The 26,459-nt window shown below is 65.1% G+C and carries 22 protein-coding genes and 1 pseudogene; 13 read left to right on the top strand and 10 right to left on the bottom strand.

What is annotated here, in order from left to right:
• Nucleotides 1-10 precede the first annotated feature (10 nt).
• From glnT to ACFFJ7_RS18705, 6 genes are all read right to left on the bottom strand, one after another.
• Nucleotides 11-1,375 carry a type III glutamate--ammonia ligase gene (glnT, locus tag ACFFJ7_RS18730; RefSeq protein ID WP_377594384.1) on the bottom strand — a complete coding sequence of 455 codons (1,365 nt, stop codon included), beginning with the start codon at nt 1,373-1,375 and terminating at the stop codon, nt 11-13.
• Nucleotides 1,376-1,437: 62 nt separating this feature from the next.
• Nucleotides 1,438-2,766, bottom strand: coding sequence for an FMN-binding glutamate synthase family protein (locus ACFFJ7_RS18725; RefSeq protein WP_166950130.1), 1,329 nt, complete (start codon nt 2,764-2,766; stop codon nt 1,438-1,440).
• A 113-nt stretch (nt 2,767-2,879) separates the two neighbouring features.
• On the bottom strand, nt 2,880-3,566 hold the full coding sequence (locus tag ACFFJ7_RS18720; RefSeq protein WP_166950133.1) for a GltB/FmdC/FwdC-like GXGXG domain-containing protein: 687 nt from the start codon (nt 3,564-3,566) through the stop codon (nt 2,880-2,882).
• A gap of 56 nt (nt 3,567-3,622) precedes the next feature.
• Entirely contained in the window at nt 3,623-4,525 is a 903-nt protein-coding gene (locus ACFFJ7_RS18715; RefSeq protein WP_377594381.1) for a class II glutamine amidotransferase, read from the bottom strand.
• Between the two features lie 96 nt (nt 4,526-4,621).
• On the bottom strand, nt 4,622-5,197 hold the full coding sequence (locus ACFFJ7_RS18710; protein WP_246225162.1) for a helix-turn-helix domain-containing protein: 576 nt from the start codon (nt 5,195-5,197) through the stop codon (nt 4,622-4,624).
• A gap of 194 nt (nt 5,198-5,391) precedes the next feature.
• Nucleotides 5,392-6,351 (bottom strand): GlxA family transcriptional regulator, encoded by a 960-nt coding sequence (locus tag ACFFJ7_RS18705; RefSeq protein ID WP_377594380.1) that lies wholly within the window; start codon nt 6,349-6,351, stop codon nt 5,392-5,394.
• Between the two features lie 87 nt (nt 6,352-6,438).
• Between ACFFJ7_RS18705 and ACFFJ7_RS18700 the strand changes: the two genes are divergently transcribed.
• Genes ACFFJ7_RS18700 through soxG form a run of 4 tightly spaced genes read left to right on the top strand, consistent with a single transcriptional unit; the run spans nt 6,439 to nt 11,523 of the window.
• Nucleotides 6,439-7,689 (top strand): sarcosine oxidase subunit beta family protein, encoded by a 1,251-nt coding sequence (locus tag ACFFJ7_RS18700; protein WP_377594379.1) that lies wholly within the window; start codon nt 6,439-6,441, stop codon nt 7,687-7,689.
• 42 nt (nt 7,690-7,731) lie between these two features.
• A complete protein-coding gene (locus ACFFJ7_RS18695) occupies nt 7,732-8,004 on the top strand; it encodes a sarcosine oxidase subunit delta (protein WP_377594378.1) in 273 nt (90 codons plus the stop codon).
• On the top strand, nt 8,001-10,961 hold the full coding sequence (locus tag ACFFJ7_RS18690) for a sarcosine oxidase subunit alpha family protein (RefSeq protein WP_377594376.1): 2,961 nt from the start codon (nt 8,001-8,003) through the stop codon (nt 10,959-10,961). The genes ACFFJ7_RS18695 and ACFFJ7_RS18690 overlap by 4 nt, the downstream gene beginning before the upstream one ends.
• Entirely contained in the window at nt 10,954-11,523 is a 570-nt protein-coding gene (gene soxG / locus ACFFJ7_RS18685; RefSeq protein ID WP_377594375.1) for a sarcosine oxidase subunit gamma family protein, read from the top strand. Before ACFFJ7_RS18690 ends, soxG begins: the two co-directional genes overlap by 8 nt.
• Before the next feature lie 73 nt (nt 11,524-11,596).
• On the opposite strand, the gene ACFFJ7_RS18680 is transcribed toward soxG, so the two are convergent.
• Nucleotides 11,597-12,478, bottom strand: a complete 882-nt coding sequence (locus ACFFJ7_RS18680; protein ID WP_377594373.1) for an SDR family oxidoreductase — start codon at nt 12,476-12,478, stop codon at nt 11,597-11,599.
• Nucleotides 12,479-12,604: 126 nt separating this feature from the next.
• Between ACFFJ7_RS18680 and ACFFJ7_RS18675 the strand changes: the two genes are divergently transcribed.
• The 6 genes from ACFFJ7_RS18675 (at nt 12,605) to ACFFJ7_RS18650 (ending at nt 19,600) form a co-directional block, all read left to right on the top strand.
• Nucleotides 12,605-13,060: a winged helix-turn-helix transcriptional regulator gene (locus ACFFJ7_RS18675; protein WP_377594372.1), complete on the top strand. Its 456-nt coding sequence runs from the start codon at nt 12,605-12,607 to the stop codon at nt 13,058-13,060.
• Between the two features lie 221 nt (nt 13,061-13,281).
• Nucleotides 13,282-13,845, top strand: a complete 564-nt coding sequence (locus ACFFJ7_RS18670) for a TetR/AcrR family transcriptional regulator (RefSeq protein WP_377594371.1) — start codon at nt 13,282-13,284, stop codon at nt 13,843-13,845.
• Nucleotides 13,846-14,343: 498 nt separating this feature from the next.
• Nucleotides 14,344-14,529 (top strand): hypothetical protein, encoded by a 186-nt coding sequence (locus ACFFJ7_RS18665; RefSeq protein WP_377594370.1) that lies wholly within the window; start codon nt 14,344-14,346, stop codon nt 14,527-14,529.
• Between the two features lie 17 nt (nt 14,530-14,546).
• Complete coding sequence (locus ACFFJ7_RS18660) at nt 14,547-15,734, top strand: efflux RND transporter periplasmic adaptor subunit (RefSeq protein WP_377594369.1); 1,188 nt, start codon at nt 14,547-14,549, stop codon at nt 15,732-15,734.
• Nucleotides 15,734-18,889 carry a multidrug efflux RND transporter permease subunit gene (locus ACFFJ7_RS18655; protein ID WP_377594367.1) on the top strand — a complete coding sequence of 1,052 codons (3,156 nt, stop codon included), beginning with the start codon at nt 15,734-15,736 and terminating at the stop codon, nt 18,887-18,889. The genes ACFFJ7_RS18660 and ACFFJ7_RS18655 overlap by 1 nt, the downstream gene beginning before the upstream one ends.
• A gap of 153 nt (nt 18,890-19,042) precedes the next feature.
• Complete coding sequence (locus tag ACFFJ7_RS18650) at nt 19,043-19,600, top strand: TetR/AcrR family transcriptional regulator (RefSeq protein WP_377594366.1); 558 nt, start codon at nt 19,043-19,045, stop codon at nt 19,598-19,600.
• A 438-nt stretch (nt 19,601-20,038) separates the two neighbouring features.
• Here the strand turns inward: ACFFJ7_RS18650 and ACFFJ7_RS18645 are convergent, their stop codons facing one another.
• Nucleotides 20,039-21,148 carry a YncE family protein gene (locus ACFFJ7_RS18645; protein ID WP_377594364.1) on the bottom strand — a complete coding sequence of 370 codons (1,110 nt, stop codon included), beginning with the start codon at nt 21,146-21,148 and terminating at the stop codon, nt 20,039-20,041.
• A 726-nt stretch (nt 21,149-21,874) separates the two neighbouring features.
• Here ACFFJ7_RS18645 and ACFFJ7_RS18640 point away from each other — a divergent pair.
• Complete coding sequence (locus tag ACFFJ7_RS18640) at nt 21,875-22,441, top strand: TetR/AcrR family transcriptional regulator (RefSeq protein WP_377594363.1); 567 nt, start codon at nt 21,875-21,877, stop codon at nt 22,439-22,441.
• A gap of 240 nt (nt 22,442-22,681) precedes the next feature.
• Nucleotides 22,682-23,962, top strand: a complete 1,281-nt coding sequence (locus tag ACFFJ7_RS18635; protein WP_377594362.1) for an MFS transporter — start codon at nt 22,682-22,684, stop codon at nt 23,960-23,962.
• 12 nt (nt 23,963-23,974) lie between these two features.
• Here the strand turns inward: ACFFJ7_RS18635 and ACFFJ7_RS18630 are convergent.
• Nucleotides 23,975-24,157, bottom strand: a pseudogene (locus tag ACFFJ7_RS18630) (IS3 family transposase); the annotation flags it as partial.
• A 112-nt stretch (nt 24,158-24,269) separates the two neighbouring features.
• Here ACFFJ7_RS18630 and ACFFJ7_RS18625 point away from each other — a divergent pair.
• Nucleotides 24,270-25,289 (top strand): alpha/beta hydrolase family protein, encoded by a 1,020-nt coding sequence (locus ACFFJ7_RS18625; RefSeq protein WP_377594361.1) that lies wholly within the window; start codon nt 24,270-24,272, stop codon nt 25,287-25,289.
• On the opposite strand, the gene ACFFJ7_RS18620 is transcribed toward ACFFJ7_RS18625, so the two are convergent.
• Nucleotides 25,252-26,328, bottom strand: a complete 1,077-nt coding sequence (locus tag ACFFJ7_RS18620) for a helix-turn-helix domain-containing protein (RefSeq protein ID WP_377594360.1) — start codon at nt 26,326-26,328, stop codon at nt 25,252-25,254. The two genes, ACFFJ7_RS18625 and ACFFJ7_RS18620, sit on opposite strands and share 38 nt — an antisense overlap.
• Between the last annotated feature and the right edge of the window lie 131 nt (nt 26,329-26,459).

The raw sequence follows: 26,459 nt of genomic DNA, 5'->3' as shown, positions 1-26,459 counted from the left end.
GCGAGGACTCTCAGATATCGAGGGTGGTCGCGTGTTCCCAGCTCGTGAACTGCGAGCAGTACATGTTCCACTCGTTGTGCTTGAGCTTGAGGTAGGCGGACGAGAACGCATTGCCCAGCGCCTTCCGCAGGACCTCGTCCTTCTCGTATTCGCGCAGCGCGTCGAGCAGGTTGAGCGGCAGCCGCGGGGCATCGGTGACAGTATGCCCCGCAGCGTACATGTCGATGTCGTGATGCTGCCCCGGATCGGCTTTCGAGCGAATGCCGGACAGGCCGGCGGCGATGACGATCGCCTGTAGCAGGTACGGGTTGACGGCGCCGTCCGGCAGGCGCAGCTCGAAGCGGCCGGGGCCGGGCACGCGCACCATGTGGGTGCGGTTGTTGCCGGTCCAGGTCACCGCGTTCGGCGCCCAGGTGGCGCCCGAGGTGGTCCGCGGCGCATTGATGCGTTTGTAGGAATTGACCGTCGGATTGGTGACGGCCGCAAGCGCCGAGGCGTGTTTCATGATGCCGCCGAGGAAGTGCTTGCCCTGCGCCGAGAGCCCGAAGGGCATCGACTTGTCGGCGAAGGCGTTGACCTCTCCGTCGAGGTCCCAGACCGAGATATGCGCGTGGCAGCCGTTCCCGGTCAGGCCCTTGAAGGGCTTGGGCATGAATGTCGCGCGTAGCCCGTGCTTTTCCGCGATCGACTTCACCATGAACTTGAAGAACGAATGCTTGTCGGCGGTGCGCAGCGCGTCGTCGTATTCCCAGTTCATCTCGAACTGGCCGTTCGCGTCCTCGTGGTCGTTCTGGTACGGCTTCCAGCCGAGTTCGAGCATGCTGTCGCAGATCTCGGCGATGACATCGTAGCGGCGCATCACCGCCTGCTGGTCGTAGCAGGGCTTCTGGGCGGTATCGAACTCGTCGGAAATCTTTGAGCCGTCAGGCGAAATGAGGAAGAACTCCGCCTCGACGCCGGTTTTTACGCGCAGCCCCTCCCGGGCGGCCTCGGCGATCAGCCGCTTGAGCAGGACGCGCGGCGCCTGTTCCACCGGCGCATCGTCCATGATGCAGTCGGCGGCGACCCAGGCGACATCCTTGTTCCAGGGTAGCCGGATCACGGACGATGGGTCGGGGACGGCAAACAGGTCGGGATGGGCGGGGGTGAGATCGAGCCACGTCGCAAAGCCGGCGAAGCTCGCGCCATCCCTCTGCATGTCGGCGATCGCCGCAGCCGGGACCAGTTTCGCGCGCTGACCGCCGAAAAGGTCCGTGTAGCTGATCATGAAATATTTTATTCCGTTTTCAGCAGCGTATTTGGAAAGCTCCTGCGTCACTTCAGTTCCCCTTGTCGGATATCCGCCGCTTGTTCCGCGGTTTGTCTGGATATCCATCGTTTATTTAAGCTGATGCGGACCATGCCCTCCCGTTGCAGGCCGCAGGTGTAGATGCCCTCTCAAAAGCCGTTCTTGCCCGGATACCAGCCGGTACCGGCGAGCGGCACCTGCGCCATCGCCGCCGCTTCGAGCGTCAGGGCGCAGAGATCTTCCGGCTCCAGGTTGTGCAGGTGGTTCTTGCCGCAGGCGCGGGCGATGGTCTGGGCTTCCAGCGTCATGACCTTGAGGTAGTTGGCAAGCTTCCGGCCGGCGGTGACGGGATCGAGACGGCTCGCCAGCTCCGGATCCTGCGTGGTGATGCCGGCCGGGTCCTTGCCCTCGTGCCAGTCGTCGTAGGCACCCGCCGTGCTGCCGAGCGCCCGATACTCGTCCTCCCAGCGCGGATCGTTGTCACCGATGGCGACGAGCGCGGCGGTACCGATCGACACCGCGTCTGCCCCCAGCGCCAGCGCCTTGGCGACATCGGCGCCCGACCGGATGCCGCCGGAGACGACAAGCTGCACCTTGCGATGCATGCCCAGATCCTGCAGCGCCTGAACGGCGGGGCGGATGCAGGCGAGCGTCGGCATGCCGACATGCTCGATGAAGACGTCCTGTGTCGCCGCCGTGCCGCCCTGCATGCCGTCGAGCACCACCACGTCCGCTCCCGCCTTGACCGCGAGCGCTGTGTCGTAATACGGCCGCGCGCCGCCAATCTTGATGTAGATCGGCTTCTCCCAGTCCGTGATCTCCCGCAGCTCCAGGATCTTGATTTCCAGATCGTCGGGGCCGGTCCAGTCCGGATGGCGGCAGGCGGAGCGCTGGTCGATGCCTTTGGGAAGCGTGCGCATCTCGGCCACGCGGTCGGAAATCTTCTGGCCGAGCAGCATGCCGCCGCCGCCGGGCTTCGCGCCCTGGCCGACCACGACCTCGATCGCATCCGCGCGGCGCAGGTCGCGCGGGTTCATCCCGTAGCGGGAGGGGAGATACTGGTAAACGAGGATCTCGCTGTGCCCGCGTTCTTCGTCCGTCATGCCGCCATCGCCCGTCGTCGTCGAAGTTCCGGCCAGCGTCGCGCCGCGCCCGAGGGCCTCCTTCGCGGGCGCGGACAATGCGCCGAAGCTCATGCCCGCGATCGTGATCGGAATCTTCAACTGAATGGGCTTCCTCGCAAAACGTGTTCCAAGGGTGACTGAGGTCTCGCATTTCTCGCGGTAGCCTTCGAGCGGGTAGCGCGACATCGAGGCACCAAGGAAGAGCAGGTCGTCGAAATGCGGCACCTTGCGCTTCGTTCCGCCGCCGCGGATGTCGTAGATGCCGGTCGCGGCGGCGCGGCGGATTTCCGCCAGCGTGTAATCGTCGAAGGTCGCGGACTTGCGCGGCGGGGTATGGGGGTTGTGATAGCTCATGGCATATCCCTGAAGCATGATCCCGGAAAACGGGCACCGTTCTGGACAAAAACTGTGCGTCGACGGCTGCGGCGCGGGATGGGCGTTCGCCGGTAGCTCATCCCGTCGCGGCGTCAGTAGGCGTCCGCGTTGTCGATGTTGAAGTTGTAGAGTTTGCGGGCCGAGCCGTAGCGCTTGAACTCCTCCGGCCTCACGCCGCTGACGCCGGCCTTTTCGAGCAGTTCGGCGAGCTTCGCGAGATGCTCCGGGCGCATATCCTTCTCGACGCAGTCGGCGCCGAGGCTTTTTACCTTCCCGCGAACGAAGAGCTTCGCCTCGTAGAGGGAATCGCCCAGCGCCTCTCCGGCATCGCCGAGGACGACAAGGTGCCCCGACTGCCCCATGAACGCAGACATATGTCCGATGTTGCCGAGGACGACGATGTCGATGCCCTTCATCGAGATGCCGCAGCGCGAAGAGGCGTTGCCCCTGATGACGAGAAGGCCGCCCCGGCCGGTCGCACCGGCGTACTGGCTCGCGTCGCCCTCGACGACGACTGTGCCCGACATCATGTTCTCGGCCACGCCCGGCCCGGCGGAACCGTGAACCGTGACGATACCGCCGTCGTTCATGCCGGCGCAGTAATAGCCGACGGACCCTTGAACATCGACGGTGACGGGCGTGTCGATGCCGGCGGCGACGGCGTGGCTGCCGCGCGGATTGAGCACCTCGAACGAGAAATCGTTGCTCCCTTCCGGGATATTGCGCAGCGCGCTGTTGAACTCGCGCAGCGGCGTCGTGGAGAGATCAAAGACAGGCATGTATTGTACTTCCCTCTGACTACAATTTCCTGATGAACACTTGCCCCGGCAGGAAATCAGGCTGCCTTCTCGTGATCCCAGAAATAGACGGTGGCCGGTTCCGGCTCCCACACGCGGGCGTTCTCGATGCCGGGCAGGTTAACGAGCGCGCGATATTCGGAGCCGAAAGCGACGTACCGGTCGGTTTCAGCCATGACGGCGGGCTTGCAGGCGATCGGGTCGCGCACCACGCCGAAGCCGGATTGCGTGCCGACGACGAAGGTGAAGAAACCGTCCAGATCGTCCAGCGCGCTGTTCAGCGCCTCGCCCAGATCCTTGCCCCTTGCCATCTCCGCCGTCAGATAAGCGGCCGCGACTTCGGAATCGTTCTGGCTTTCGAGCTTGATGCCTTCATGCGCCAGCGTGCGGCGCAGATTGCTGTGGTTGGAGAGCGACCCGTTGTGGACCAGGCACTGGTCGGCGCCGGTCGAGAAGGGGTGCGCGCCGAGTGTCGTCACGGCGGATTCCGTCGCCATGCGGGTGTGGCCGACGCCGTGGGTGCCGCCCATGCCGCGGACACCGAACCGCTCGACGACGTCTTTCGGCAGGCCGGTCTCCTTGTAGAGTTCGATGCTGCGGCCCGTGCCCGTGACGCGGACGGCCGGCCTGCGGGCGGCGAGGAAGGCGCGCACCTTTTCCGCCGTCGCGTCGGTCTCCAGAACCGCGTGGGTGCTTCTGACCGTGACCGACGCCGCGATGCCGGCCTCAAGCAGCTCGCCGCGCAGGTCGGCGAAGTCCGTTTCCGGCGACGCGGATTGCAGCGTGAGCTTGGTCTTTCCTTCCGGCGACGGGCGGTAGATCGCGATGCCGGCGGAATCCGGACCGCGATCCGTCATCGCGATCAACATGTCGGACAGCATGTCGCCGAGTCTCGGCTCCAGCGTCCGGTCCTTCAAGAATAGTCCGACAATGCCGCACATGGTCCCTGCAACCTCCGTTCGTTGATGAACAAGAGCTAGCACGCGGCAATGGCCGGGTCAATTACAGAGAATAAATTTTTCTTCTAAGGCAATTTATCAATCCCCGGTCGTGCGCCTGTGGGGATAGGAGATGATCGACAGGTAGCGCGCCGGCAGCCTGACAAGCACCTCCGGCCCGTGCGGCGCATCGGCGTCGAAGAACAGGCTGTCGCCCGGGTTCATCGGATAGAGCTTGTCCGCGTGGCGGTAGATGACCTCGCCCTCCAGCATGTAGAGGAACTCCATGCCTTCATGCTGGAAGGTCGGGAACACGTCGGATTCCGTGGTCAGCGTGATGAGATAGGGCTCGACCGTGACGCCGCTCGAATTGTTGTCGATGTGGCCGAGCAAGCTATACTGGTGGCCGGCGCGCGTCCCCCGGCGCTCGATGTTGAGCCCTTCGCCGGCCTTGACGAAGGTCGCGTTGCGCGGTTCCTCGAAGCGCCTGAAGAATGCCGTCAGCGGCACGCCGAGTGCTTTCGACAGCACCTGCAGCGTCGTCAGCGACGGCGAGATGTTGCCATTCTCGATCTTGGACAGCATGCCGACGGACATGCCCGTCGCCGCCGCGAGGTCTGTAACCGTGAGGCCGAGCTTCTTGCGATAGGCGCGCACCTCATGCCCGATCGCCATCTCCAGATTGTTGACCTGCGGCTCGCGCACCGCATGCGGATCTTGGCCGAAACCGGCATGCGGCTCGATGGCCGGCAATTTATCCTTCGTGGCATCCTTCGCGCCCTGCCGCCTTGCTGTGGTCTGTGTCATGATCGCTCCGGCAAAAAGATCATTTTATCTTTATAGTGAAAAGAATTCAACTGACAGGAAAATTAACTGCGTTCCTGGCCTGGTGGATGCGCGAACAGCCGCCGGTAGGCCGTCGAGAAATGCGCCGCGCTTGAAAAGCCTGTCGCAAAGGCGATTTCCGAGATCGACAGGGGGCTTTGCTGCAGCAGCCTGCGTGCGTGCTGCAGGCGGATCGTGCGGTAGGTCTCCAGAAAACCCCGGCCGAGGTGATCGGCGAACAGCCGGTCGAGGTGCCGCGGGCTGATGCCCGCGAAAACCGCCATCGAGTCCCGGCCCAGCGGCTGCTCGATCGTCGCCTCCATCTTCGCGAGGACATTGAGCAGGGCAGGGTGATGCACACCGAAGCGCTCCGCCGCCGAGGCCCGCTGGGGTGCCGCCGGCTCCGCGACCGCCGTGTGGAGGTACCAGTCGCTGACACGCCGCGCGAAGTCCGCTCCCATCCGCTCGGCGATGAGCGCATGCATCATGTCGAGGGGCGCGACGCCGCCGCCGCAGGTGATGCGGTTGCCGTCGAGCACGAATCGCGCCTGGCGGGGAACCAGATGCGGAAACGCCTCGATCAGCGCCGGGGCATGCTCCCAATGGATGGTGAAATCCCGGCCGTCTAGCAGGCCGGCGGCGGCGAGCAGATACGGCCCGCCGGAAATTCCGCCGATTCGTACGCCGCTGCGCGCCAGAGTCCGCAAGGTCGCATGCACCTGCGGATAGCGCCATTCTCCCGGTTGGCCGCCAGCGCAGACGAAGACCGTATGCAACGCATCGTGGGCATCCTGGCCAAGCGGCCGGCTGGGAACGGTCGCGCCGGACGAGGACGGGACGGGCGCGCCGTCAGGCGAGAGCGCCACGATTTCGTAAAGCGCACTGCCGGCGAGCATGTTGGCCGCCCGCAACGGTTCAGTCGCGGACGCATAGGACATCAGCGCGAACCCCGGCAGCAGAATGAAGCCGATCGGCTGCGTCAGGTGGAAAGGATTCTGCTTCATGTCTCTTTTATATAATTTTTCGTCCCTTGTGTGTAACGAAAAATGTTTCTGCCGTCCTATCAAAGGATATCAACCGGGATCTTGCAGATGCGCTATTCGGCACTTTCGATTCTTCTGAACGGCCTGCGGGGCAATGCGGGCTGGAGGCCGGCATGGCGCCAGCCGCAGCCGAGGCCGCATTACGACGTCGTCATCGTCGGCGGCGGCGGGCACGGGCTCGCGACGGCCTACTACCTCGCGAAGGAGTTCGGCATCACCAACGTGGCGGTGCTGGAGAAGAACTACATCGGCTCGGGTAATGTCGGCCGCAACACGACCATCATCCGCTCCAACTATCTCCTGTCCGGCAACAATCCGTTCTACGAGCTGTCCATGAAGCTCTGGGAGGGATTGGAGCAGGATTTCAACTTCAATGCGATGGTTTCCCAGCGGGGCGTCGTCAACCTGTACCATTCCGACGCCCAGCGCGATGCCTATGTGCGGCGCGGCAACGCCATGCGGCTCCACGGTGTCGATGCCGAGCTGCTGGACCGCGATGCCATCAGGGCCGTGTTGCCGTTCCTCGATTTCGACAATGCCCGCTTCCCCATTCAGGGCGGGCTGATCCAGCGGCGCGGCGGCACGGTGCGGCACGACGCGGTCGCGTGGGGCTATGCGCGCGGCGCCGATAGCCGCGGTGTTGACATCGTCCAGAACTGCGAGGTCACCGGCGTCCGCCAGGACGGCAACCGGGTCACCGGCGTCGAAACCACGCAGGGCTTTATCGGCTGCGACAGGCTGGCGCTCGCCGCGGCCGGCAATTCCTCGCAGGTGGCGCAGATGGCCGGGCTCAGGCTGCCCGTCGAGAGCCATGTGCTGCAGGCATTCGTCTCCGAGGCCCTGAAGCCGTTCATCGACTGCGTCGTCACCTTCGGCGCGGGGCATTTCTACGTCTCGCAGTCGGACAAGGGAGGCCTCGTCTTCGGCGGCGACATCGACGGCTACAATTCATATGCCCAGCGTGGCAACCTCGCGACCGTCGAGCACGTCGCCGAGGCCGGCAAGGCCCTGATCCCGGCGCTGTCGCGCGTGCGGGTGCTGCGATCCTGGGGAGGCGTCATGGACATGTCGATGGACGGTTCGCCGATCATCGACCGTGTCCACCGCGACAATCTCTATCTCAACGCCGGCTGGTGCTACGGCGGCTTCAAGGCGACGCCCGCCTCCGGCTATTGCTTCGCGCATCTCATCGCGAAAGGGGAGCCGCACGAGACCACGCGGCAGATGCGGCTCGACCGCTTCGAGCGCGGCTACCTGATCGACGAAAAAGGGCAGGGCGCGCAGCCGAATTTGCATTGATGTCTGCGATGCATCTCTGGAACGAGACAAGGAATATCGTCCATGGCGAGCCTCATCCCCTGTCCCCATTGCGGACGGCGACCGAAGGAAGAATTCACCATCAAGGGCGCGGCGCTTGAGCGCCCCGGCCCGGACGCGGGGCAGGCGGCCTGGATGGACTATGTCTACCTGCGCGACAACCCGCGCGGCGCCTACCGCGAGTACTGGCACCATACATCCGGCTGCCGGCGCTGGCTCGTCGTCAGCCGCAACACGGCGACGCACGACGTGACCGGCGCAGAGGACGCCGCCGCAGGAAAGGGAGGAAAGGCATGAACCGGTTCCGCTTGTCCACGGGCGGCCTCATCGATCGCTCCCGGCCCCTGTCCTTCACCTTCGACGGCAGGAAAATGCAGGGCTTCGCGGGCGACACGCTGGCCTCGGCCCTGCTCGCCAACGGCCAGCGCCTTGTCGGCCGCAGCTTCAAGTATCACCGCCCGCGCGGCATCCTGACGGCGGGCGCGGCCGAGCCGAACGCGCTCGTCACCATCGGCCGCGACGGGCGCACCGAGCCGAACACCCGCGCAACGGTGCAGGAGCTGTACGACGGCCTCGTCGCGCGCAGCCAGAACCGGTGGCCGTCGCTCGATTTCGATATCGGCGCGGTCAACGGCATGCTGTCGCCGTTTCTGGGCGCGGGTTTCTACTACAAGACCTTCATGTGGCCGGCCGGCTTCTGGGAGAAGGTCTACGAACCCGTCATCCGCAAGGCGGCCGGTCTTGGCCGGGCGACCCGGGAGGCCGATCCCGACGGCTATGAAAAATGCTGGGCGCATTGCGACCTGCTGATCATCGGCGCGGGACCGGCGGGCCTCGCCGCCGCCCTTACCGCAGGACGCGCCGGACTGCGCGTCATCCTCGCCGACGAAGGGGCGCTGCCCGGCGGATCGCTGCTGTCCGAGACCGCCACGATCGGCGACCGGCCCGCGCCGCAGCTCGCGGCGGACATCGCGGCGGAGCTTCACAGCCTGCCCAACGTGCGGGTTCTGGCGCGCACCACCGTTTTCGGCTGGTACGACGGCAATGTCTTCGGCGCCGTCGAGCGGGTGCAGAAGCATGTCGCGGAACTGTGCGCCGGTCCTCCGGTCGAGCGGCTGTGGCGCATCGCGGCAACGCAGGCCATCCTCGCCACGGGCAGCGAGGAGCGGCCCATCGTCTTCGGCGGCAACGACATTCCCGGCGTGATGATGGCGGGCGCGATGCGCACCTACCTGAACCGCCATGCCGTCGCCCCCGGCAAGAGCGTTGCTGTCTTCACAACCAACGACAGCGGCTATCGGCTCGCGACCGATCTGGAGGCCGCCGGCGTCGGCGTGGCGGCCATCGTCGACAGCCGCCGGGAAGGAAGCCCGGTCGGCGGCGGCTCCGCGCGCGTTATCAAGGGCGGCCTTGTCCGCGATGCGAAGGGCGGCAAGGCGCTTGCCGGCGTGACGATCGCCGTCGACGGACGCAACGAGACGCTCGACGTCGATGCGCTCGCCATGTCGGGTGGGTTCAGCCCGGTCATCCATCTTGCCTGCCACCGTGGCGGCAGGCCCATCTGGTCGGACGCGCACGGGGCGTTTCTCGCGCCTCAAGACACCGAGGGGCTGACGCTTGCGGGTTCCGCTGCCGGCGTCGGATCATTGTCCGCCTGCCTTGCCGACGGCGCCGGGCACGCCGCCCGGCTGGCCGGACTTCTCGGGCGCGCCGCGCAGCCCGCGGTCTTCGGTCCGGTTGCCGGCGAGGGTACGGGCGATGCCGGCAAACCGCTGTGGTCCGTGCCCGGCATCCGGGGCAAGGCGTTCGTGGACTTCCAGAACGACGTCGGCCTCAAGGACCTGAAGCTGGCCGTCCGGGAAGGATATGGCCATGTGGAGCTTGCCAAGCGCTATACCACCAACGGCATGGCCACCGACCAGGGAAAGCTCTCCAACATCAACGCCATCGGGTTGCTGGCCGAGGCGCGCGGCGTGTCGCCGGCCGAGGTCGGCACCACGACATTCCGGCCCTTCTACACGCCGGTTTCCTTCGGCGCGCTGACCGGCGCCTCGCACGGAAAGCACTTCCAGCCGGTGCGCAAGTCACCCCTGCACGACTGGGCGGCGAAGCACGGCGCGACGTTCGTGGAGACGGGCCTGTGGTATCGTTCCGCCTGGTTCCCGCGCGCGGGAGAAAAGACCTGGCGCGAGAGCGTTGACCGGGAAGTGCGTAACGTCCGCCTCAACGCCGGGCTCTGCGACGTCTCCATGCTCGGCAAGATCGAGATCCACGGCCGGGACGCAGCCGAGTTCCTCAACCGCGTCTACGCCAACGCCTTCCTCAAGCTGCCTGTGGGCCGCGCGCGCTACGGACTGATGCTGCGCGAGGACGGCATGATCTATGACGACGGCACCACGAGCCGGCTGGGAGATAATCACTTCTTCATGACCACCACGACGGCCTATGCGGCCGGCGTCATGAACCATCTGGAATTCTGCGCGCAGGCCTTGTGGCCGGACCTCGACGTGCGCCTCGCCTCGGTGACGGATCAATGGGCGCAGATGGCGATCGCCGGGCCGAAGGCGCGGACCATCCTGCAAGCGATCGTCGACGAGGACATCTCCGGCGAAGCCTTTCCGTTCCTCGCCGCAAGGGAGGTGTCCCTGTTCGGCGGGGCGCTGCGCGGGCGGCTGTTCCGCATCTCCTTCTCGGGCGAACTCGCCTACGAGATCGCCGTTCCGGCGGGCTTCGGCGAAAGCGTCGCCGACGCACTGATGGAAGCGGGGGAGGCGCACATCTGTGCCTATGGCATCGAGGCGCTCGGCGTGCTGCGCATCGAGAAGGGCCATGTCACCCATAACGAGATCAACGGCACGGTGGTGCCGGCCGATCTCGGCTTCGGGAAAATGGTCTCCCCGACGAAGGCTGACTTCATCGGCAAGGCGATGGTCCACCGCGAAGGCCTGACGGCCCCCGACCGGCTGCGTCTTGTGGGTGTGAAGCCGCTCGATCCCGCCGCCACGTTTCGCACGGGGGCGCATATCCTCGCGAAAGGCACCGAGGCGACGCTGGAGAACGATCAGGGCTACGTCAGCTCCAGCGCCTTCTCGCCGCATGTCGGGTCCACGATCGGCCTCGCGCTCGTCAGGAACGGGCCGGAGCGCCACGGCGAGGAAATTGTCGTCTGGAACGGCCTGATGGGCGAGACCACGCCCGCCGTCCTGTGCGATCCGGTGTTCGTCGATCCAGCCAACGAGAAGCTCCATGCCTGAAATTCAGATCCCCGCATTTCGCGTCGCCAGTCGCGCTGCCCTTGGATCGAAAACCGCTTTGCGGTCGGCGGGCATCAGTATCGCCGCGCTTCCCGAGGGGCATGTCATTCATGTTCTCGGCGAGGCCGGCGGCCCGGACCTTGCCCCCCTGCTTCGGGAGGTGACCGGCGGCAGGCCGCACGCGGTGCGCACCGCCGGCCCGGCGCAGTGGTTCCTCGTGGGCGACGAGGCGCTTTCCGCCGCCGGAGTCGCCGCTATTCTCGCAGCGCTGCCGCCCGGTGCCGCAGGCGTCGACCAGAGCCATGGCCGCGTGCGCATCCGCATCGAGGGGCCGATGGTGGAACGTGTCCTCGCAAAGGGAACCGCCGCCGATCTCGCTCCGGCAGCCTTTCCCGTCGGGCACTCGACGACGACGCTGACGGGACACATCGCCGCCCACCTCACGCGCGTTGCGGAAGATGTCTTCGAACTGATGGTGCTCAGAACCTTCGCCGAAAGTCTTTGGGACGATCTCGCGACGATGAGCGGCGAATATGTCTTGCAGGCGGCGGACCGTGCCTGAAGACGGCGATAGCGGCACCGATCTCCTTCAAAAACGACGGAAGGCCGGAATGCGGGTCGGCGGCGCTGTCCGGTCAGCCCGCCAGCGCGGCCTTGTTCGCCGCCAGCCAATCCTCGAACGGCCGCGGTTCCAGCCCGGTCAGCGCCTTGTAATCGCCCGTGATTGCCGCATGGCGGCCGGCGGCGACGTTCACGTCACCTGAAGCAATGATCCCGGCCAGATGCGCGGGCACCCCGTGCGCCTCGGCGCCTTTCGCCAGATCGTCGGCGCTGACCTGCACCACGGCGATCTCCCTGCCGATCGCCTTGCCGATCAGCTCGGCGAGTTCGGCCGTGGTATAGGCCTTCGATCCGCCGAGCGTCAGCGTCGTCCGGCCGGTGCTGTCGCTGGCCAGCACCGTCGCCGCCGCGCGCGCCAGATCGTCACGCGAGATATAGGCCGTCGCGCCGTCCCCGGTGGCCGTGAACCATTTTCCCGATTTCGCGATATCCGGGACGGTCCAGAGCAGGTTCTCGAAATACCAGTTGTTGCGCAGCACCGTCCAGCCGGGCAGGTCGCTCTCGGCCAGCGCCTTCTCGGTCGCGGCATGATCGCGCACGATCGCCAGCGACGGATCGACCGGTTCCGGCAGCGAGGTGTAGATCACATGCGTCGCTCCGGCCTTTTGGGCAGCGGCGATGGCGGTTTTGTGCTGCACGCTCCGGTCCGAGAACGATGCCGTGCTGATCAGCAGCACCCGGCTGACGCCGGCGAAGGCGGCGTCGAGCGAAGCCGGATCGTCGAAATCGGCTGCGCGAACCTCAATGCCTCGGGCAGCGAACTCGGCCAGCGCATCCGGGGTGCGGGTGGTGGCGATGATCCGGCCCGCCGGCACCTTCAGGCTGTCGAGCAGATGGTGCAGAACCAGTTTGCCGAGCTGGCCGGAGGCACCGGTTACGACGAGTTTGTCAGACATGCGAAATCATCCCGTGCTGCTGTATCCATTAATCTCATTTCGAGACCAACATTCATTATGAGGATTGAAACCCGTGCGTAAAGTAGGCATGTTGCGGGCAGATAGGCACATCGGAGTTCGTATGTCATGACCATCAGTTTCGGATCTGGCAGGTCACGGCTCGTACAGATGAAGCAACGCATCGACGAATGCCGGGAGCAGCCGGATGACGACGAAAACTGTCCCGTCCGTGGGATCATGGACCGCATCGGCAGCAAATGGAGCGTGATGCTGATCATGGTGCTGGCTGAACGACCGCATCGCTATGGCGAAATCCGCCGCGCGGTGCCGGATATTTCCCAGCGGATGCTGACCCAGACCCTGCGCGAACTGCAACAGGACGGGCTGATCAGCCGGCACGTCCACCCGACGACGCCACCGACGGTCGAATACCGGCTGACCCAGCTGGGGCTGACCTTGCTCGATCCGCTCTCGGGACTTCTGAACTGGGCGGAGACGCACAGCGAAGCCATCGTCGCCGCGCGTCTGGCCTATGGAGCCGCTGACGGGCGTGTTGATCCCGGGCTACAGTCCGCCGTTTGATCCCCCAAATGCGACGCCGCCTCCCGGCGCTTGCGGGAGCGCAACTCAGGCAAAGGCGTCGTCAGGATCACAATAGCGCTCGAACAGGGCTGGCCGGGGTAGCCGGGGAGCATGCGGCGCGGGACGCCGGTTGAAATCCGGAGGCCTTGGCTTCCAAGATGAAATAACAATAATTCATATGATCCCCGTCAGGGCTTCCCAGGCAGAAAAAGTTTCAGGGCATGGCACGTATCGGCATTCAAACGAAGGATAACGGTATCCTGGCCGCTCTGGCGTCGGCGATCGTCCGGCAGCCTGCGGCTTCGCTGCAGGAGCTGGCCAGCGCCGTCGGCATCAGCAAAGCCACCCTTTACCGCTTCTGCCGTACCCGTGAACAGCTGATTGAACGGCTGACGACCCATGGCGTGCAACTGATCGGCGAAGCGATTGCGGCCTCCGGCCTGGATACCGCCTCGCCGCGCGAGGCGCTGAGGCGGCTGATCGTGAACAATCTGGAGCAGCGGGAACTCACCACGTTCCTGATCTATTGCCGCAATCAGGGTGCGTCGGAAGACTTCGGCGACGAAGCCGGCTGGGATATCGCACTGGATGCCTTCTTCCTGCGCGGCCAGCGGGAGGGCGTGTTCAGGATCGACATGCCGGCGGCTATGTTGACCGAGTTGTTCGTCGCCATGCTGCTGGGGCTTGTCGAGGCGGAGCGTCGTGGCAGGGTGGCCCGGGCGGGGCTTGCGGCGACGATGGAAAGCGCGTTCCTCAAGGGTGTCGCCGCCGACGAAGCGACATGATATTCCCCGCCTCTCCATGAAGAAACAGCGCCCCGCCGGCTTTGGCGGCGCCTTGGTCCGGATGGGGGAGGGCGCCTTTGCGTCGAGTTCTTCCGGGCATTTCGAGGGGCCGATTTCCCTGTCGTCGCCGCGCCACGGCCGGGCGACGAGGCCGCGCCGTAATTGTTGCTGCTTCTTGGCGACAGCCCGCGGCGTAATCTTGAAAGGCAACCGACGCGGATAGAACCGCCGGCAGAAGCCCCAATTTTTTGCTTGATTAAAATACGAACGTTCGCATATATATTGCTCGAATTTTTGGAATGAGGACGACTGGGATCCTTATCGAAGGGATCAGGGACAAAGACGCGCTCGACGCGGCAGAAAGGGTTGTCATGCGGCTCGGCGGAGGCGGCCCTGTTCATCGAGGCGGTTGCGAGAGAGGCGGGGGAGAACTGTACGGCCGTTTCCATGAGTGGCCCGGGAGTATCCGGATACCGTGGTTACCCGTGGCGCCCGGTCGTGGCCGTGCTGCTGGCTGACCCCGCTCTTCCCGGCTTCTGTTGCATGGGGCTTCTCGACTTTAATCGCCGGGATCGGACGAAGCGGCTGCGCATTCCCGATGAAATCCAGATGGTCTTCGTATCATTTCCGGCGCTGAAGTGGCGCTCCGGAACGACCCCGGCCCGACTGACCGGACAAAAATAGTTTTGAGGCGTAACTTCATGAATAGCAGACAGAGAATCCGGGCGCGTGCCGGGATAGTGTTCCTCGCGGCGTCGATCGGGCTGATTCCGGTATCTTCGGCGCTTGCGCAGGCGGAGGGCGGTATGCCGCCTCCCGCCGTCGGCGTCCTGACCTTGCAGACGCGCGCCGTTCCGGTAGTCAGCGAACTGCCCGGCCGCATCGCCGCGACGCGCGTTTCGGAAGTGCGGGCGCGCGTCTCGGGCATCTTGCAGGATCGTGTGTTCGAGCAGGGAACGCTCGTCCGCGAAGGGGATATCCTCTACCATATCGATCCGAAACTGTTCCAGGCACGGGTCGCCAGCGCCGAGGCGATGTTGCAGAAGGCGAGGGCGGGGCAGTTGCACGCCCGCCAGCAGCTGGAGCGGCAGAAGACGCTCCGGGACCGCGAGGCGACGAGCGGCGTGCAGTACGACGCAGCGGCGGTCACGCTCGCCCAGGCCGATGCCGATGTGGCGCTTGCCCAGGCGGCGCTCGACGAGGCGCGCATCAACCTCGGCTATACCGACGTGAAGGCGCCGATCACCGGCATCATCGGTGGGGCGCTCGTCGCAGAGGGCGCGCTGGTGACGGCGGACGGCACGCAGAACCTCGCGCTGATCCAGCAGATTGATCCGGTCTACGCCGATTTCACGCAATCCTCCTCGCAACTGCTGGCGCTCAAGCGCGCTGTGGACGAGGGCAAACTCGACAGCCCCGCGCCGGCGCAGGCCCGCGTCGAACTCGTGTTCGACGACGGCAGGGTCTATGCGCAGCCGGGCCGGCTGCTCTTCTCCAGCGCGAGTGTGGACACGACCACCGGCCAGGTGACGCTGCGCGCCGAATTTCCGAACCCGAAGGGCGATCTGCTTCCGGGTCTCTATGTCCGTGTCCGCGCCGAACAGGCGGTGCGGCAGGACGCCATCGTCATCCCCCAGCGCGCCGTGATCCGCACCCCGGACGGAAAGGCACAAGTCTACGTGGTGACGGACGACGCCACCGCGCAGGTCCGGGACGTCGAGCTGGGCCTCTCCGTCGGCAATGAATGGATCGTGGAGCACGGCCTGAAGAGCGGCGAGCGGGTGATTGTGGACGGCGTACAGAAGGCGCAGCCGGGCGGCAAGGTGTCGCCCGAAGCGCAACACGTCAAGACGGACGCGGCCACCGCTTCCGGCGGGCAGGTGCAGTGATGGCGAGGTTCTTCATCTATCGGCCGATCCTGGCCTGGGTTTTCGCGATCTTCATCTCTCTCGCCGGGGTCATCGCGCTGCCGCTGCTCCCGGTGGCGCAGTATCCCAAGGTCGCGCCGCCGCAGCTCACCATCTCGACGAGCTATCCCGGGGCGTCGCCGCAGGAGATCTATCAGGGCGTGACCCGCCAGATCGAGGAGGAGCTGAACGGCGTCGACGGCCTGATGTATTTCGAATCCACGTCCGATGCGACAGGCTCCATCAGCATCACCGCGACCTTCAAGGCAGGGACCGACATCGATCAGGCTTCGGTCGATGTCCAGAACGCCATTCGCCGCGTCGAGCCGCGCCTGCCGCAGACCGTGAAATCGCAGGGCATCAATGTCGAGGAAGCGGGCGCCGGCTTCCTGATGCTCGTCTCGCTCAGCTCGACGGACGGCAGGCTGGACGATGTCGGCCTCGGCGACTACCTGACGCGCAACGTGCTCGGCGAACTGCGGCGCATTGACGGTGTCGGCCGCGCGCAGCTCTTCGCCGCGCAACGCGCCATGCGCATCTGGATCGATCCCGACAAGATGGTCGGCTACAACATCACGACGGCCGATATCGGCGCCGCGATCGCCGCGCAGAATGCGCAGGTCGCCGCCGGCCAGATCGGGGCGGCGCCCAATCCCGTCAGCCAGGATCTGACCGCGACCGTTCTCGTCGAGGGTCAGCTGACCGATCCCGAAGAGTTCTCCGCCATCATCCTGCGCGCCAACCCGGACGGCTCCACCGTCCGCTTGCGGGATGTGGCGCGGATCGACATCGGCGCGGAAGTCTACAACTTCTCCAGCCGACTGAACGGCAAGCCCTCAGCGGCGGCCGCCATCCAGCTTTCGTCGACCGGCAACGCGGTCGCCACCGCAAACGCCGTGAAGGCCAAGATGGCGGAGCTGTCGCGCTTCTTCCCCGCCGGCATCGCGTATTCCATTCCCTACGACACCAGCCCGTTCGTCACGGCCTCGATCGAGAAGGTCATCCATACGCTTCTTGAGGCCGTGGCACTCGTCTTCGTCGTGATGTTCGTGTTCCTGCAGAACTTCCGCTACACCATCATTCCGACGCTCGTCGTGCCCGTGGCGCTGCTCGGCACCTGCGCCGTCATGCTGGCGACGGGCTTCTCCATCAACGTGCTGACGATGTTCGCCATGGTGCTGGCCATCGGCATCCTCGTCGACGATGCGATCGTCGTCGTCGAGAACGTCGAGCGCATCATGGCGGAGGAGGGGCTGTCGCCCAGGGCGGCGACGCTGAAGGCCATGAGCCAGATCACCGGCGCCATTCTCGGCATCACGCTGGTCCTGTCCTGCGTGTTCATGCCGATGGCCTTCTTTCCCGGGTCGACGGGCATCATCTATCGCCAGTTCAGCCTGACCATGGTCGTTTCGATCCTGTTCTCGGCCTTCCTGGCACTGTCGCTGACGCCGGCGCTCTGCGCCACCTTCCTGAAGCCGATCGCCCACGGGCATCACGAGAAAGGCGGCCTCGGCGGCTGGTTCAACCGCAAGTTCGACAGGCTCACGCACGGCTATTCCGGCATCATCACCGGCATGGCGCGCCGCGCCGGGCGGATGATGGTGGTCTATCTCGCGCTCGTCGTCGGACTCGGCTACCTGTTCGTCAAGCTGCCGGGCGGCTTCGTGCCGAACGAGGATCAGGGCTTCCTGATCGTCGACGTGCAGGGGCCGCCGGAGGCGAGCCGCAATCGCACGCTCGCCTCGCTGGAGCAGATCGAAAAAATCTTCGCGGCGGAGCCTGCGGTCGAGAACGTCGTCGCCATCCAGGGCTTCAGCTTTTCCGGCACCGGGCCCAACGCGGCGCTCGTGTTCGTCACCCTCAAGGACTGGGCCGAACGCGGCGAGGGAAGCAGCGTCCAGGAGATCGCCGACCGGGCCAACATGCAGCTCTTCGGGCTGAAGGATGCGACAAGCTTCGCCCTGTCCCCGCCGCCGATCGAGGGCTTCGGCACATCGAACGGCTTCACCTTCCGCCTGCAGGATCGCGGCGGCAAAGGGCAGGCCGCACTCAACGCTGCCGCCGGAGAACTGATGGCCAAGGCCACGCAGTCGGGCCTTATCGTCGGCGTCAGGCCAGAGGGCATGCCGGATGCGGCGCAGCTCATGCTCGTCATCGACCGCGAGAAGGCCAACACCTTCGGCGTGACCTTCGCCGACATCAACGACACCATCACCGCCAACCTCGGCTCGTCGTACATCAACGACTTTCCGAACACGGGCCGCATGCAGCGCGTGATCGTGCAGGCGCAGGACAAGGACCGCCTGCAGGCGGAGGACCTGCTGAAGCTCAACGTCCGCAATGTGCATGGGGGGATGGTGCCGCTGTCGTCCTTCGCCATCGGCGAATGGCGCAAGGGCGCGGCGCAGATCGTCGGCTACAACGGCTATCCGACCGTGCGCATCACCGGCGAGCCGGCTGCCGGCGTCTCCTCCGGCGCCGCCATCGCCGAAATGGAGCGCCTCGCGGCCGCGCTGCCGGAAGGTTTCGGCTTCGAATGGACGGGCCAGTCGCTGGAGGAGATCACCTCCGGCAACCAGGCGCCGATGCTCTTCGGCCTCAGCATCCTGTTCGTCTTCCTGCTGCTGGCGGGGCTCTACGAAAGCTGGTCCATCCCGCTGTCGGTCATGCTGGTCGTGCCGCTCGGGGTTATCGGCTGCGTTCTCGCCGTCGTGATGCGCGGGATGCCGAACGACATCTACTTCAAGGTCGGCCTCATCGCCATCATCGGCTTGTCGGCCAAGAACGCGATCCTGATCGTGGAGTTCGCCAAGGACTACTATGCCGAGGGCAGATCGCTCGTCGACTCGGCCGTCGACGCTGCCCGTGTACGCTTCCGTCCGATCGTCATGACGTCGCTCGCCTTCACGCTCGGCGTGGTGCCGCTCGCCATCGCCACCGGCCCGAGCGCGGCGAGCCAGAACGCCATCGGCACCGGTGTGCTCGGCGGCATGATCTCGGCCACGGTCCTGGCGGTCTTCTTCGTCCCCGCCTTTTTCGTATTCGTGCTGAAGCTGTTCCGCACCAGGCCGAAGAAGCTCGATTCCGATGCGGAAAGCTTGCCCCCGCAGTCCGCATCGCTTCCCCACTCGGTCTGAGTGAGCGGAGGGCCCCCCACCCGCCCCACCCCCGGGTGGGGGGCGAACATTCCATCCGCTCCCGTCCGGAAAGGTTGCCGGCGGGGCCTTGCCGTCATGTCCGGGTGAATGCGATAGACGTCATGGAGCTTGATCGTCTCGGAGGGTGCCAGGTTGGCTCGAAGCAGGAAAATCGAAGAGGATGACGTGCTCGATGCGGCGGAGCGGGTCATCGTGCGGCTGGGCGCGGCCGGCCTGTCGATCGATGCCGTCGCCCGGGAAGCAGGCATCAGCAAGGCGCGCGTCGTATACACCCACAAGTCCAAGAGAGCGCTCCTTGAGGCGCTGATCGACCGCCGATTGAAGGCGGAGAAGCTGCGCACGCGCGAGATCGTCGAGGTCAGCCGGGACACGCCGCATCCGGAACTCTTCGGCCGGATCGCTGCGGCCGCGGAACTCCCCCGCCATGAAGACCGCGCCATCATGCTGGCCATCAGCGCCTCCCTGTCGAGCGAGGAGAAGCTGCAGAATCTGATGCGGGAGTGGACCATGGAAGACCTGGAGACGATGGAAAGCGGCAGCCGCCCGCGTGCCGCGCTGATGGCCTACCTCGCCCTGACGGGCTTTTATTGTATCGAACACTTCGATTTCAACCGCTGGGATGCAGCGGAGCGGCTTCGCATTCTCGAAGACATACGGACAATCTTCATGTCGTTTCGTGAGCCGGGCTGACAGATGTTCATAGCGTTTTCAGGCAAGATAGATGCCGGCATCTAGAGCGAAAGACGTTCTGACGGAACCAGACCGTGTGATCTAAATTTTATATTTTACCGCAACTTGTATTTAACTCGATGGACTGAATTGAATGCAAACTGCTCTAGTTGAGCGAGGGGCCTGCCAGACGCGAAGTCAGATGCCGGGTCCGCATTCCGCAGTTGACCGACAGCGGCAGAAATGCGTGCGAATTGATCAGGACCCGACGCGACGAGATCGTCAGCAGACGACTGGCGAATGTTCCGGAGGCCGAACAGGAGAGATTCAGGGCCTTGCTCTGGCAGATTTGCGATACGTCCTCCGGCGCACGGTAGTCGTTGTCGCCCCTCACGCGGATTTTCCCGCAATCGCCGCCCGGCAGGAACTGGCCGGGCGGCTATGACGGATGCGGCCCTGCTACGGGCGGATCACGGTGACAGTGTCGCCGTCAGGATCGTAGGGGGTCGGCGCATCCTCGGAAGCGTCGCGGGGCAGGCCGTGGGGCTTGTTGGTGACGAAGACGCGGCCGGCGGCATGGTCGATGGCGATGGATTGCGGAAAGCTTCCCGTCTTCAGGTTGGCGAGCACCTTGTAGTCCGTGCTGTCGATAACCGTCACCGTACCGGCTTTCCTGTTGGTGACGTAAATCTGCCGGACCGCCGGGTTGAACGCGACGGCGAGCGCGCTTTCGCCGGTCGGAATCCTGGTCAGGATCGCGCCGGTCCGGGCATCGAGGACGGCAAGGTCGCCCGTCTTCTGGCCGGTGACGAACAGGCGCTGGCCGTCCTTGTCGAAAGCGATGTTGGTGGGCCATTCGCTGCCGGTCGGCCAGCGTGCGGTCACCTGTCCGCTCCGCAGGTCGACGGCGACGACCTCGTCGGCTTCGAGCCCGGTGGCGAAGATGCGGTTGCCGGCGGCATCGAGGGCCAGTCCCGTCAGGGTCTTCGTATCGACGTCGATGACGCGCTCTATGGTGTTGGTGGCGCCGTCGATGACCCAGATCTGGCTCGGCGTGGTCGTGCCGTCGCGCGTGAAGCCGACGACGGAGACGTAGATCTTGTTGGCCTCCTCATCGACGACAACGGCGCGCACATGCGCCTCCTCGCCGTCGCGGCGGATCGTGGCGGCGAGTTTGCCGGTGCGCAGGTCGAACGCCTGCACCAGCCCGCCGCCGCGCGTGTTGGTGCCGTAGAGGGTCTGCGTCCGCGTGTTGATGCCGAGCCCGAAGACGGGATAACCGCCGACGTCGAGTTCCGCCTTGGGCTGCAACGTCTTCCCGTCGAGGCGCACCACGCGGGCTTCGCGCCCGCTCGGCCGATGTCCGTAGGCCGCTACATACAGGTCGCTGTCGGCTGGGTTGAAGACGATCTCGTACGGCTCTCCCGGCGCCACCCTCGCTGAAGTCTCGATGCGCGGCCCCGTGGACGCGGCTGCCACGTCAGCTGCAGATGCAACAATGCCCAAGGATAGCCCCGCGAGCATCAGTAGTATCAGGTTCTTCGCCAGGGCGGCCATGTGCGACGTCATCGTATTCTCCTCGTTGAACAGCGGTTGAAAAGCCTGAAAGGGGGAGCCCGGTTGCCAGTGTTCCCGCGCGCCAGCACCGCGACGGCGGAGAGCGGGAGGCTCGACGTATTCGTGAAACGTCCGTTGGAGCAGTTCAGGTTCGGGGGGTGGATCACTAGCTTCGTATCCCGTGGCGCATGTCGTGGCAGGCACTGCGGCTGATCGTTCATCACCCGTCTCCGGCCTTTCCAGTCAACGCCTGGCGCCAGCTTCCTGTCTTCATGACGGAAGCGTTCAATCCCTTTTCACACTCAAATGAGATACTATAAATTTATATGATCTATATCAACATAAATTGATACTAAAAAGTTTCATAACGCAGTAACGGACCGTATCCCGATCACGCCGGCGCCGGACCCGCGAACAGTCGGTCGGACAGCAGATGATTTTTGCGTTCGACCCACATGCCGATCTTGAAACTATACATTCTAGATTGTATAGTTATGGCTGCTTTCAACGGAATCGCTACCCATGATCATTTCTCATTCGAACAGGTGGATGCTGCCTGCGACCGTCGCCGCCGGCGGATGCTCCTCACCGGACTGGCGCTGTTCGGCATCGCCCCGCGCGGATCGCGGCGCGGGCATTTCTGGCCATGGGCGCAGCCGCAGCTGCAGCACTGCTTCGCAATGACCGCTCCGGTTCGCAATCCTCGGCCTATCGCTCGCATTGACAGGGAGCATCCTCATGAGAACCAGCAAGCGCGAGCGCATCCTCGACGCGGTCTTCGACATCATCCAGCGTGACGGCGTTACCGCCGTCACCTTCGATGCCGTAGCCGCGGAGACCAGGCTGACGCGCGGGGGACTGCTCTACCATTTTCCCTCGCGCGAAGAGTTGATCCTTGCGACCCACAAGCATCTCGCCGAGCGCTGGGAGAAGGAGATGGCAAACGTGGCCGGCAAGGATGCGGAGTCCGCCACGCCGGATGAGCGCCTTGCCGCCTATGTGCAGACCTGCGCGAAAGCCGCCAATCGGGCCGAGCTTCTCCTGATGTTGGAAAGCGCCGGCGAGCCGGGCTTCGGGAGCATCTGGCAGGAGGTAATCGACCGCTGGGCACCGCCGGTTCCCGAGCCGGACGACGCGGCCGCCTTGTCGCGTTTCATCGCTCGCATCGCGGCGGATGGCCTCTGGATTCATGAAGCGCTGTCGGCGCGCCCCCTCCCGGAAAAGCTCAAGGAACGCATCTGCCGCCGCATCGTGGCAACGACGGATCATGACCATCCCTCCATCGAGAAGGACTGCCCCACATGATGGATGCCAGCCAAGACCCTCATGAACCACCTGCGGCGGTCGATGCCTTTCAGTTCCATGGCATGGACGTCGTCACGATCGCCTGTGGCCGTTGTCCTGCGTGTTCCCGGCCTCCGGGGCAGGGGCTTTATACCGAGGCGGGAGACCCGAACCATTCCCGCGTCGCCGGTTCCGTTCGGAACCTTCCTCAATGAGCTGATGCTGAAACGCAGATTGCCTACGCGGCAGGAGTTCGTGCGTATGGACTTGCCAATTCCCCAAACTGCACCTGCCGCTACCGACGCGCCCACGATCGATCCGGGTCTTGGCTGGCAGGTTCGCTTCTGGTCTATCTTCGTCGGTCAGGCGCTGTCGCTGATCGGCTCGGCGCTGACCCAGTTCGTGCTTCTGTGGTGGATTACCGACACGACGGGAAGCGTGTCCGCACTGGCGACGGCTGGCCTTGTGGCGCTACTGCCGCAGGCGTTGCTCGGCCCGTTCGGCGGCACCTTCGCCGATCGCTACAGCCGCCGCCTCATCATGATCGTGGCCGATCTGGTCAGCGCGCTCTGCATGGTTGTGCTGATCGCCTTGTTCCTGACGGAGAGCGTCGAACTCTGGCACGTCTTCACCATGATGTTCGTGCGTAGCGCGATGCAGGCATTCCAGCAGCCGGCTGCGGCAGCGAGCACCGCGATGCTGGTGCCGGCGAGCTTCCTGCCGCGCGCGGCCGGGCTCAACCAGAGTCTGATGGGGATCATGACGATCGCCGCTGCGCCGCTTGGTGCGCTGGCAATCAGCCTCATGCCGATGGGTTGGGCACTCGGCATCGACGTGGCAACCGCCGTTCTCGGCATCGTCCCGCTGACGATCTTTGCGATCCCGCAGCAAAGACAACCCTCGCAGGAACGCTCGGGGATCTGGCGGGAGTTCCGCGAAGGCGTATTGACCGTGTGGGACGATCCGTTTCTGCGGCGGCTCTATGCGCTGATGACGGCGGTGATCGTGGTGATCATGCCATCGTTCACCTTGGTCCCGCTACTGGTGAAGGAGCACTTTGGCGGCGGGTCGACGGAGGTTGCGATCATCGAGAGCCTTTCCGGGCTGGGCATGATCGCGGGCGGCGCGGTGGTCGCCGTCCTCGCCCCGAAGCGGCTTATCCTCTGGGTGCTGCTCGGATTCGCCGCTTCCTGCTTCACCATGGCGTTGGGGGCGCTTACGCCGGGCCATATATTCTGGCTGGCGGTCGTTTGGTGGGGCTTGAGCTCTCTCACCTTCATCATGGGCAACGCGCCGCTGACAATAATCCTGCAGACGACGGTGCCGAACCATCTGCAGGGCCGGGTGCTGTCGCTGATGGCGATGCTGATGGGACTTGCCGCGCCGATGGGTCTCGCTATCACCACCCCGGTCGGCGAGGCGATCGGCGTCCGTTGGCTCTTCGTCGTGCTCGGTGTCGCCGGCGGCTCGGTGGCACTGTTCGGCTTCCTGTCGCCGGTAATCCGCGATGCAGACAAGAGGCACTCTTCGAAGGAGCCATAATCACCTTTCCGATTACGTCGACTGTCCAGTCGAAGGGGGCAGTTCGACGATGGGTTCGAGCAGACGACGGTTGTTGAATCGCTCCACCTTTTCAAGGGTCGCATATTCCACGGCCTCGAAACTGCGCCACGGACCATGACGGTGGATGAATTCGGCCTTGAACAGCCCATTGACCGTTTCGGCCCGAGCGTTGTCACGGAACATGCTGCCCTTCCGGCGTTTTGCCCGGTCCTGAATCGTGTTCAAGGTCTCGGCGCTCGCCATTCCGGCGCATGACATGCGGGTTCATTTCGTAGCGAGACCTGCAATGCTCAGATTTCTTTCCACTCTTGGTGCACTCCTGCTTCTGGCAGCCGCCGCGCAAGCAGGCGAGATCGGATTCCGCCGGATTGTCATCGATGCCGATGGCCCGCGTCCGCTGAATGTCAGCCTATGGTACCCGACCCGCGACACGACTCCGTCCGGCCCCGTTGGCGAGAACAGGGTGTTCGTCGGAGTTCCGGCCGTCACCGACGCCGCGCCGGATCACGGGAGCCATCCTCTGGTCGTCCTGTCCCACGGCTACGGCGGCAGCTGGCGCAATCTCAACTGGCTGGCCGGGGAGCTGGCCGGTGAAGGCTATGCCGTCGCCGCCCCGGATCACCCCGGCACGACCACCTTCGACCGTGACCCGACGCGAGCCGCAACGCTCTGGGAGCGTCCGCGCGATCTGAGCCGCACCATCGATGCCGTTCTGAGGGATCCCGCATTGGCCGGCGAGATCGACCCCGGCCGGATCGCCGCCATCGGCCATTCGCTGGGCGGATGGACGGTAGCCGCTCTCGCCGGGGCGCGGTTCGATCCCTTGCTGTTCGCACGGGATTGCGAAGACCATCCTAGCCCCCGCACTTGCGGTCTCTCGGACGAACTCGGGCTGACCGATCCCGCCATCGGTCGGGATATGCGCGATCCACGCATCAAGGCCTTCGTCACGCTGGACCTCGGGCTCGCGCGCGGCTTCACGACGGAAAGCCTCGCGAGCGTCAAGCTCCCGGCGCTCGTGTTCGGCGCGGGGGTCGATATCGGCGACCTGCCTGCGGCGCTGGAATCCGGCTGGCTGGCCGGTCATCTGCCCCCCGAAACCGCGCGCCTCGTGATGATTCCGGACGCGATGCACTTCAGCTTCATGCAGCTGTGCAAGCCGGGAGCCGCGGCGTTGATCGAGGCGGAAGACCCCGGCGACGGGATCGTCTGCCGCGACGGCGGCCGCCGCGACCGCGCGGCGATCCACGGCGAGATCGCCGGGACGATCATCCGCTTTCTGACGCAATCCCTGCCGCCCCGCTGAGCGGCTCGTCGGCCTTCGATCGGGCGTCGCGGCGCAATGCGCTGGGCGTGGTGCCGGCGATGCGCAGGAACTCCCGGTTGAAGTTCGACTTTGTCTGGAAACCGCACTCGAACATGATCGCCGTCACCGGGCGGTCGGTCTGCGCGAGAAGGTCCATCGCCTCGCGGATGCGCCATTCATTGACGGCTTGCGACACGTTCTGGCCGAGCTTGCGGTTGATCGCACCGGAAACCTGCCGGGCCGGAATGCCCAGGCGGCGCGAGAGGCGGTCCAGCGTCAGATCCGGATCGCGATAGAGCTTGCGTTCGGCCATGAGGCGGTCGACCTCGGCCAAAACATGGTCGTCGTCCGTAATGGGTGCACCCCGTCCGGCCTTGGTGTCCAAGGCGATGACTGGCGGCGCGGATTCGGCTTGGGGCGCGCTATGCGCCATCACCATCGTGGCCCAGGCGATCAGCGGCAGCGCCATCATGTTCCCCGCGCTGACGATCCGGGTGACATGGCTGCCGTCGCCAAGGCCGAAATCCAGCGCGATGGCCAGATCGACAAACCCTGAAAACAGAAGCAGCGCGCCCGCAAGCACGGTCGCCTTGCCCGCTTGCGGCGCTTCGCTCAGCCGCGCGCCGGCAAGGCTGTCCGGCCCGGCAAGGCCGCGCCGCAGGAGCAGCGCGCCGTAGCCGAAGAACAGAATGGCGAGCAGCGCGTCGATCGGCGGATGCAGCCGGGGCCAGAGCGCCGAGAGCGCGAGAACAGCTACGGCAGGCAGGAAATGAGGCCAGCTCCGGCCGCGCGCCATCCCGCGCAGCCCGGAGAAGCAAAGCCACGCCGCAGGCGGCAGCAGCGCCGCGATCACGGGCTGCAGGAAGCGGAAGATCTTGGCCTCGAACGTCCAACGCAGGCCGACGATGACCGTCAGCGCCATGCAGGCGCAGAGAAAGATGACGACTGGTCGTCTGTCGCTTTCGTTCCGCGCCACGACAAGGCAGAGCAGGAAGGCCAGCAGCAGCGCAATCACGAAGGGCAGCGGGACCGAAATCATGCGATAGCCTTATCGCCGTTTACGAAACGCCGCAAAGGCCAGCGCTATCATACGGCTGGGCCGCGCCCTCTCAACCCAAATGTTCGTCGGTATCGGCCCCAATCTGGTCACCCGTTCAACCAAGAGGCATC

This window comes from Pseudochelatococcus lubricantis (assembly GCF_042432495.1).
Taxonomy (GTDB): domain Bacteria; phylum Pseudomonadota; class Alphaproteobacteria; order Rhizobiales; family Beijerinckiaceae; genus Pseudochelatococcus; species Pseudochelatococcus lubricantis.
The sequence above is the reverse complement of the archived record's forward strand: the minus strand, read 5'-3'. Positions and strand labels throughout refer to the sequence as shown.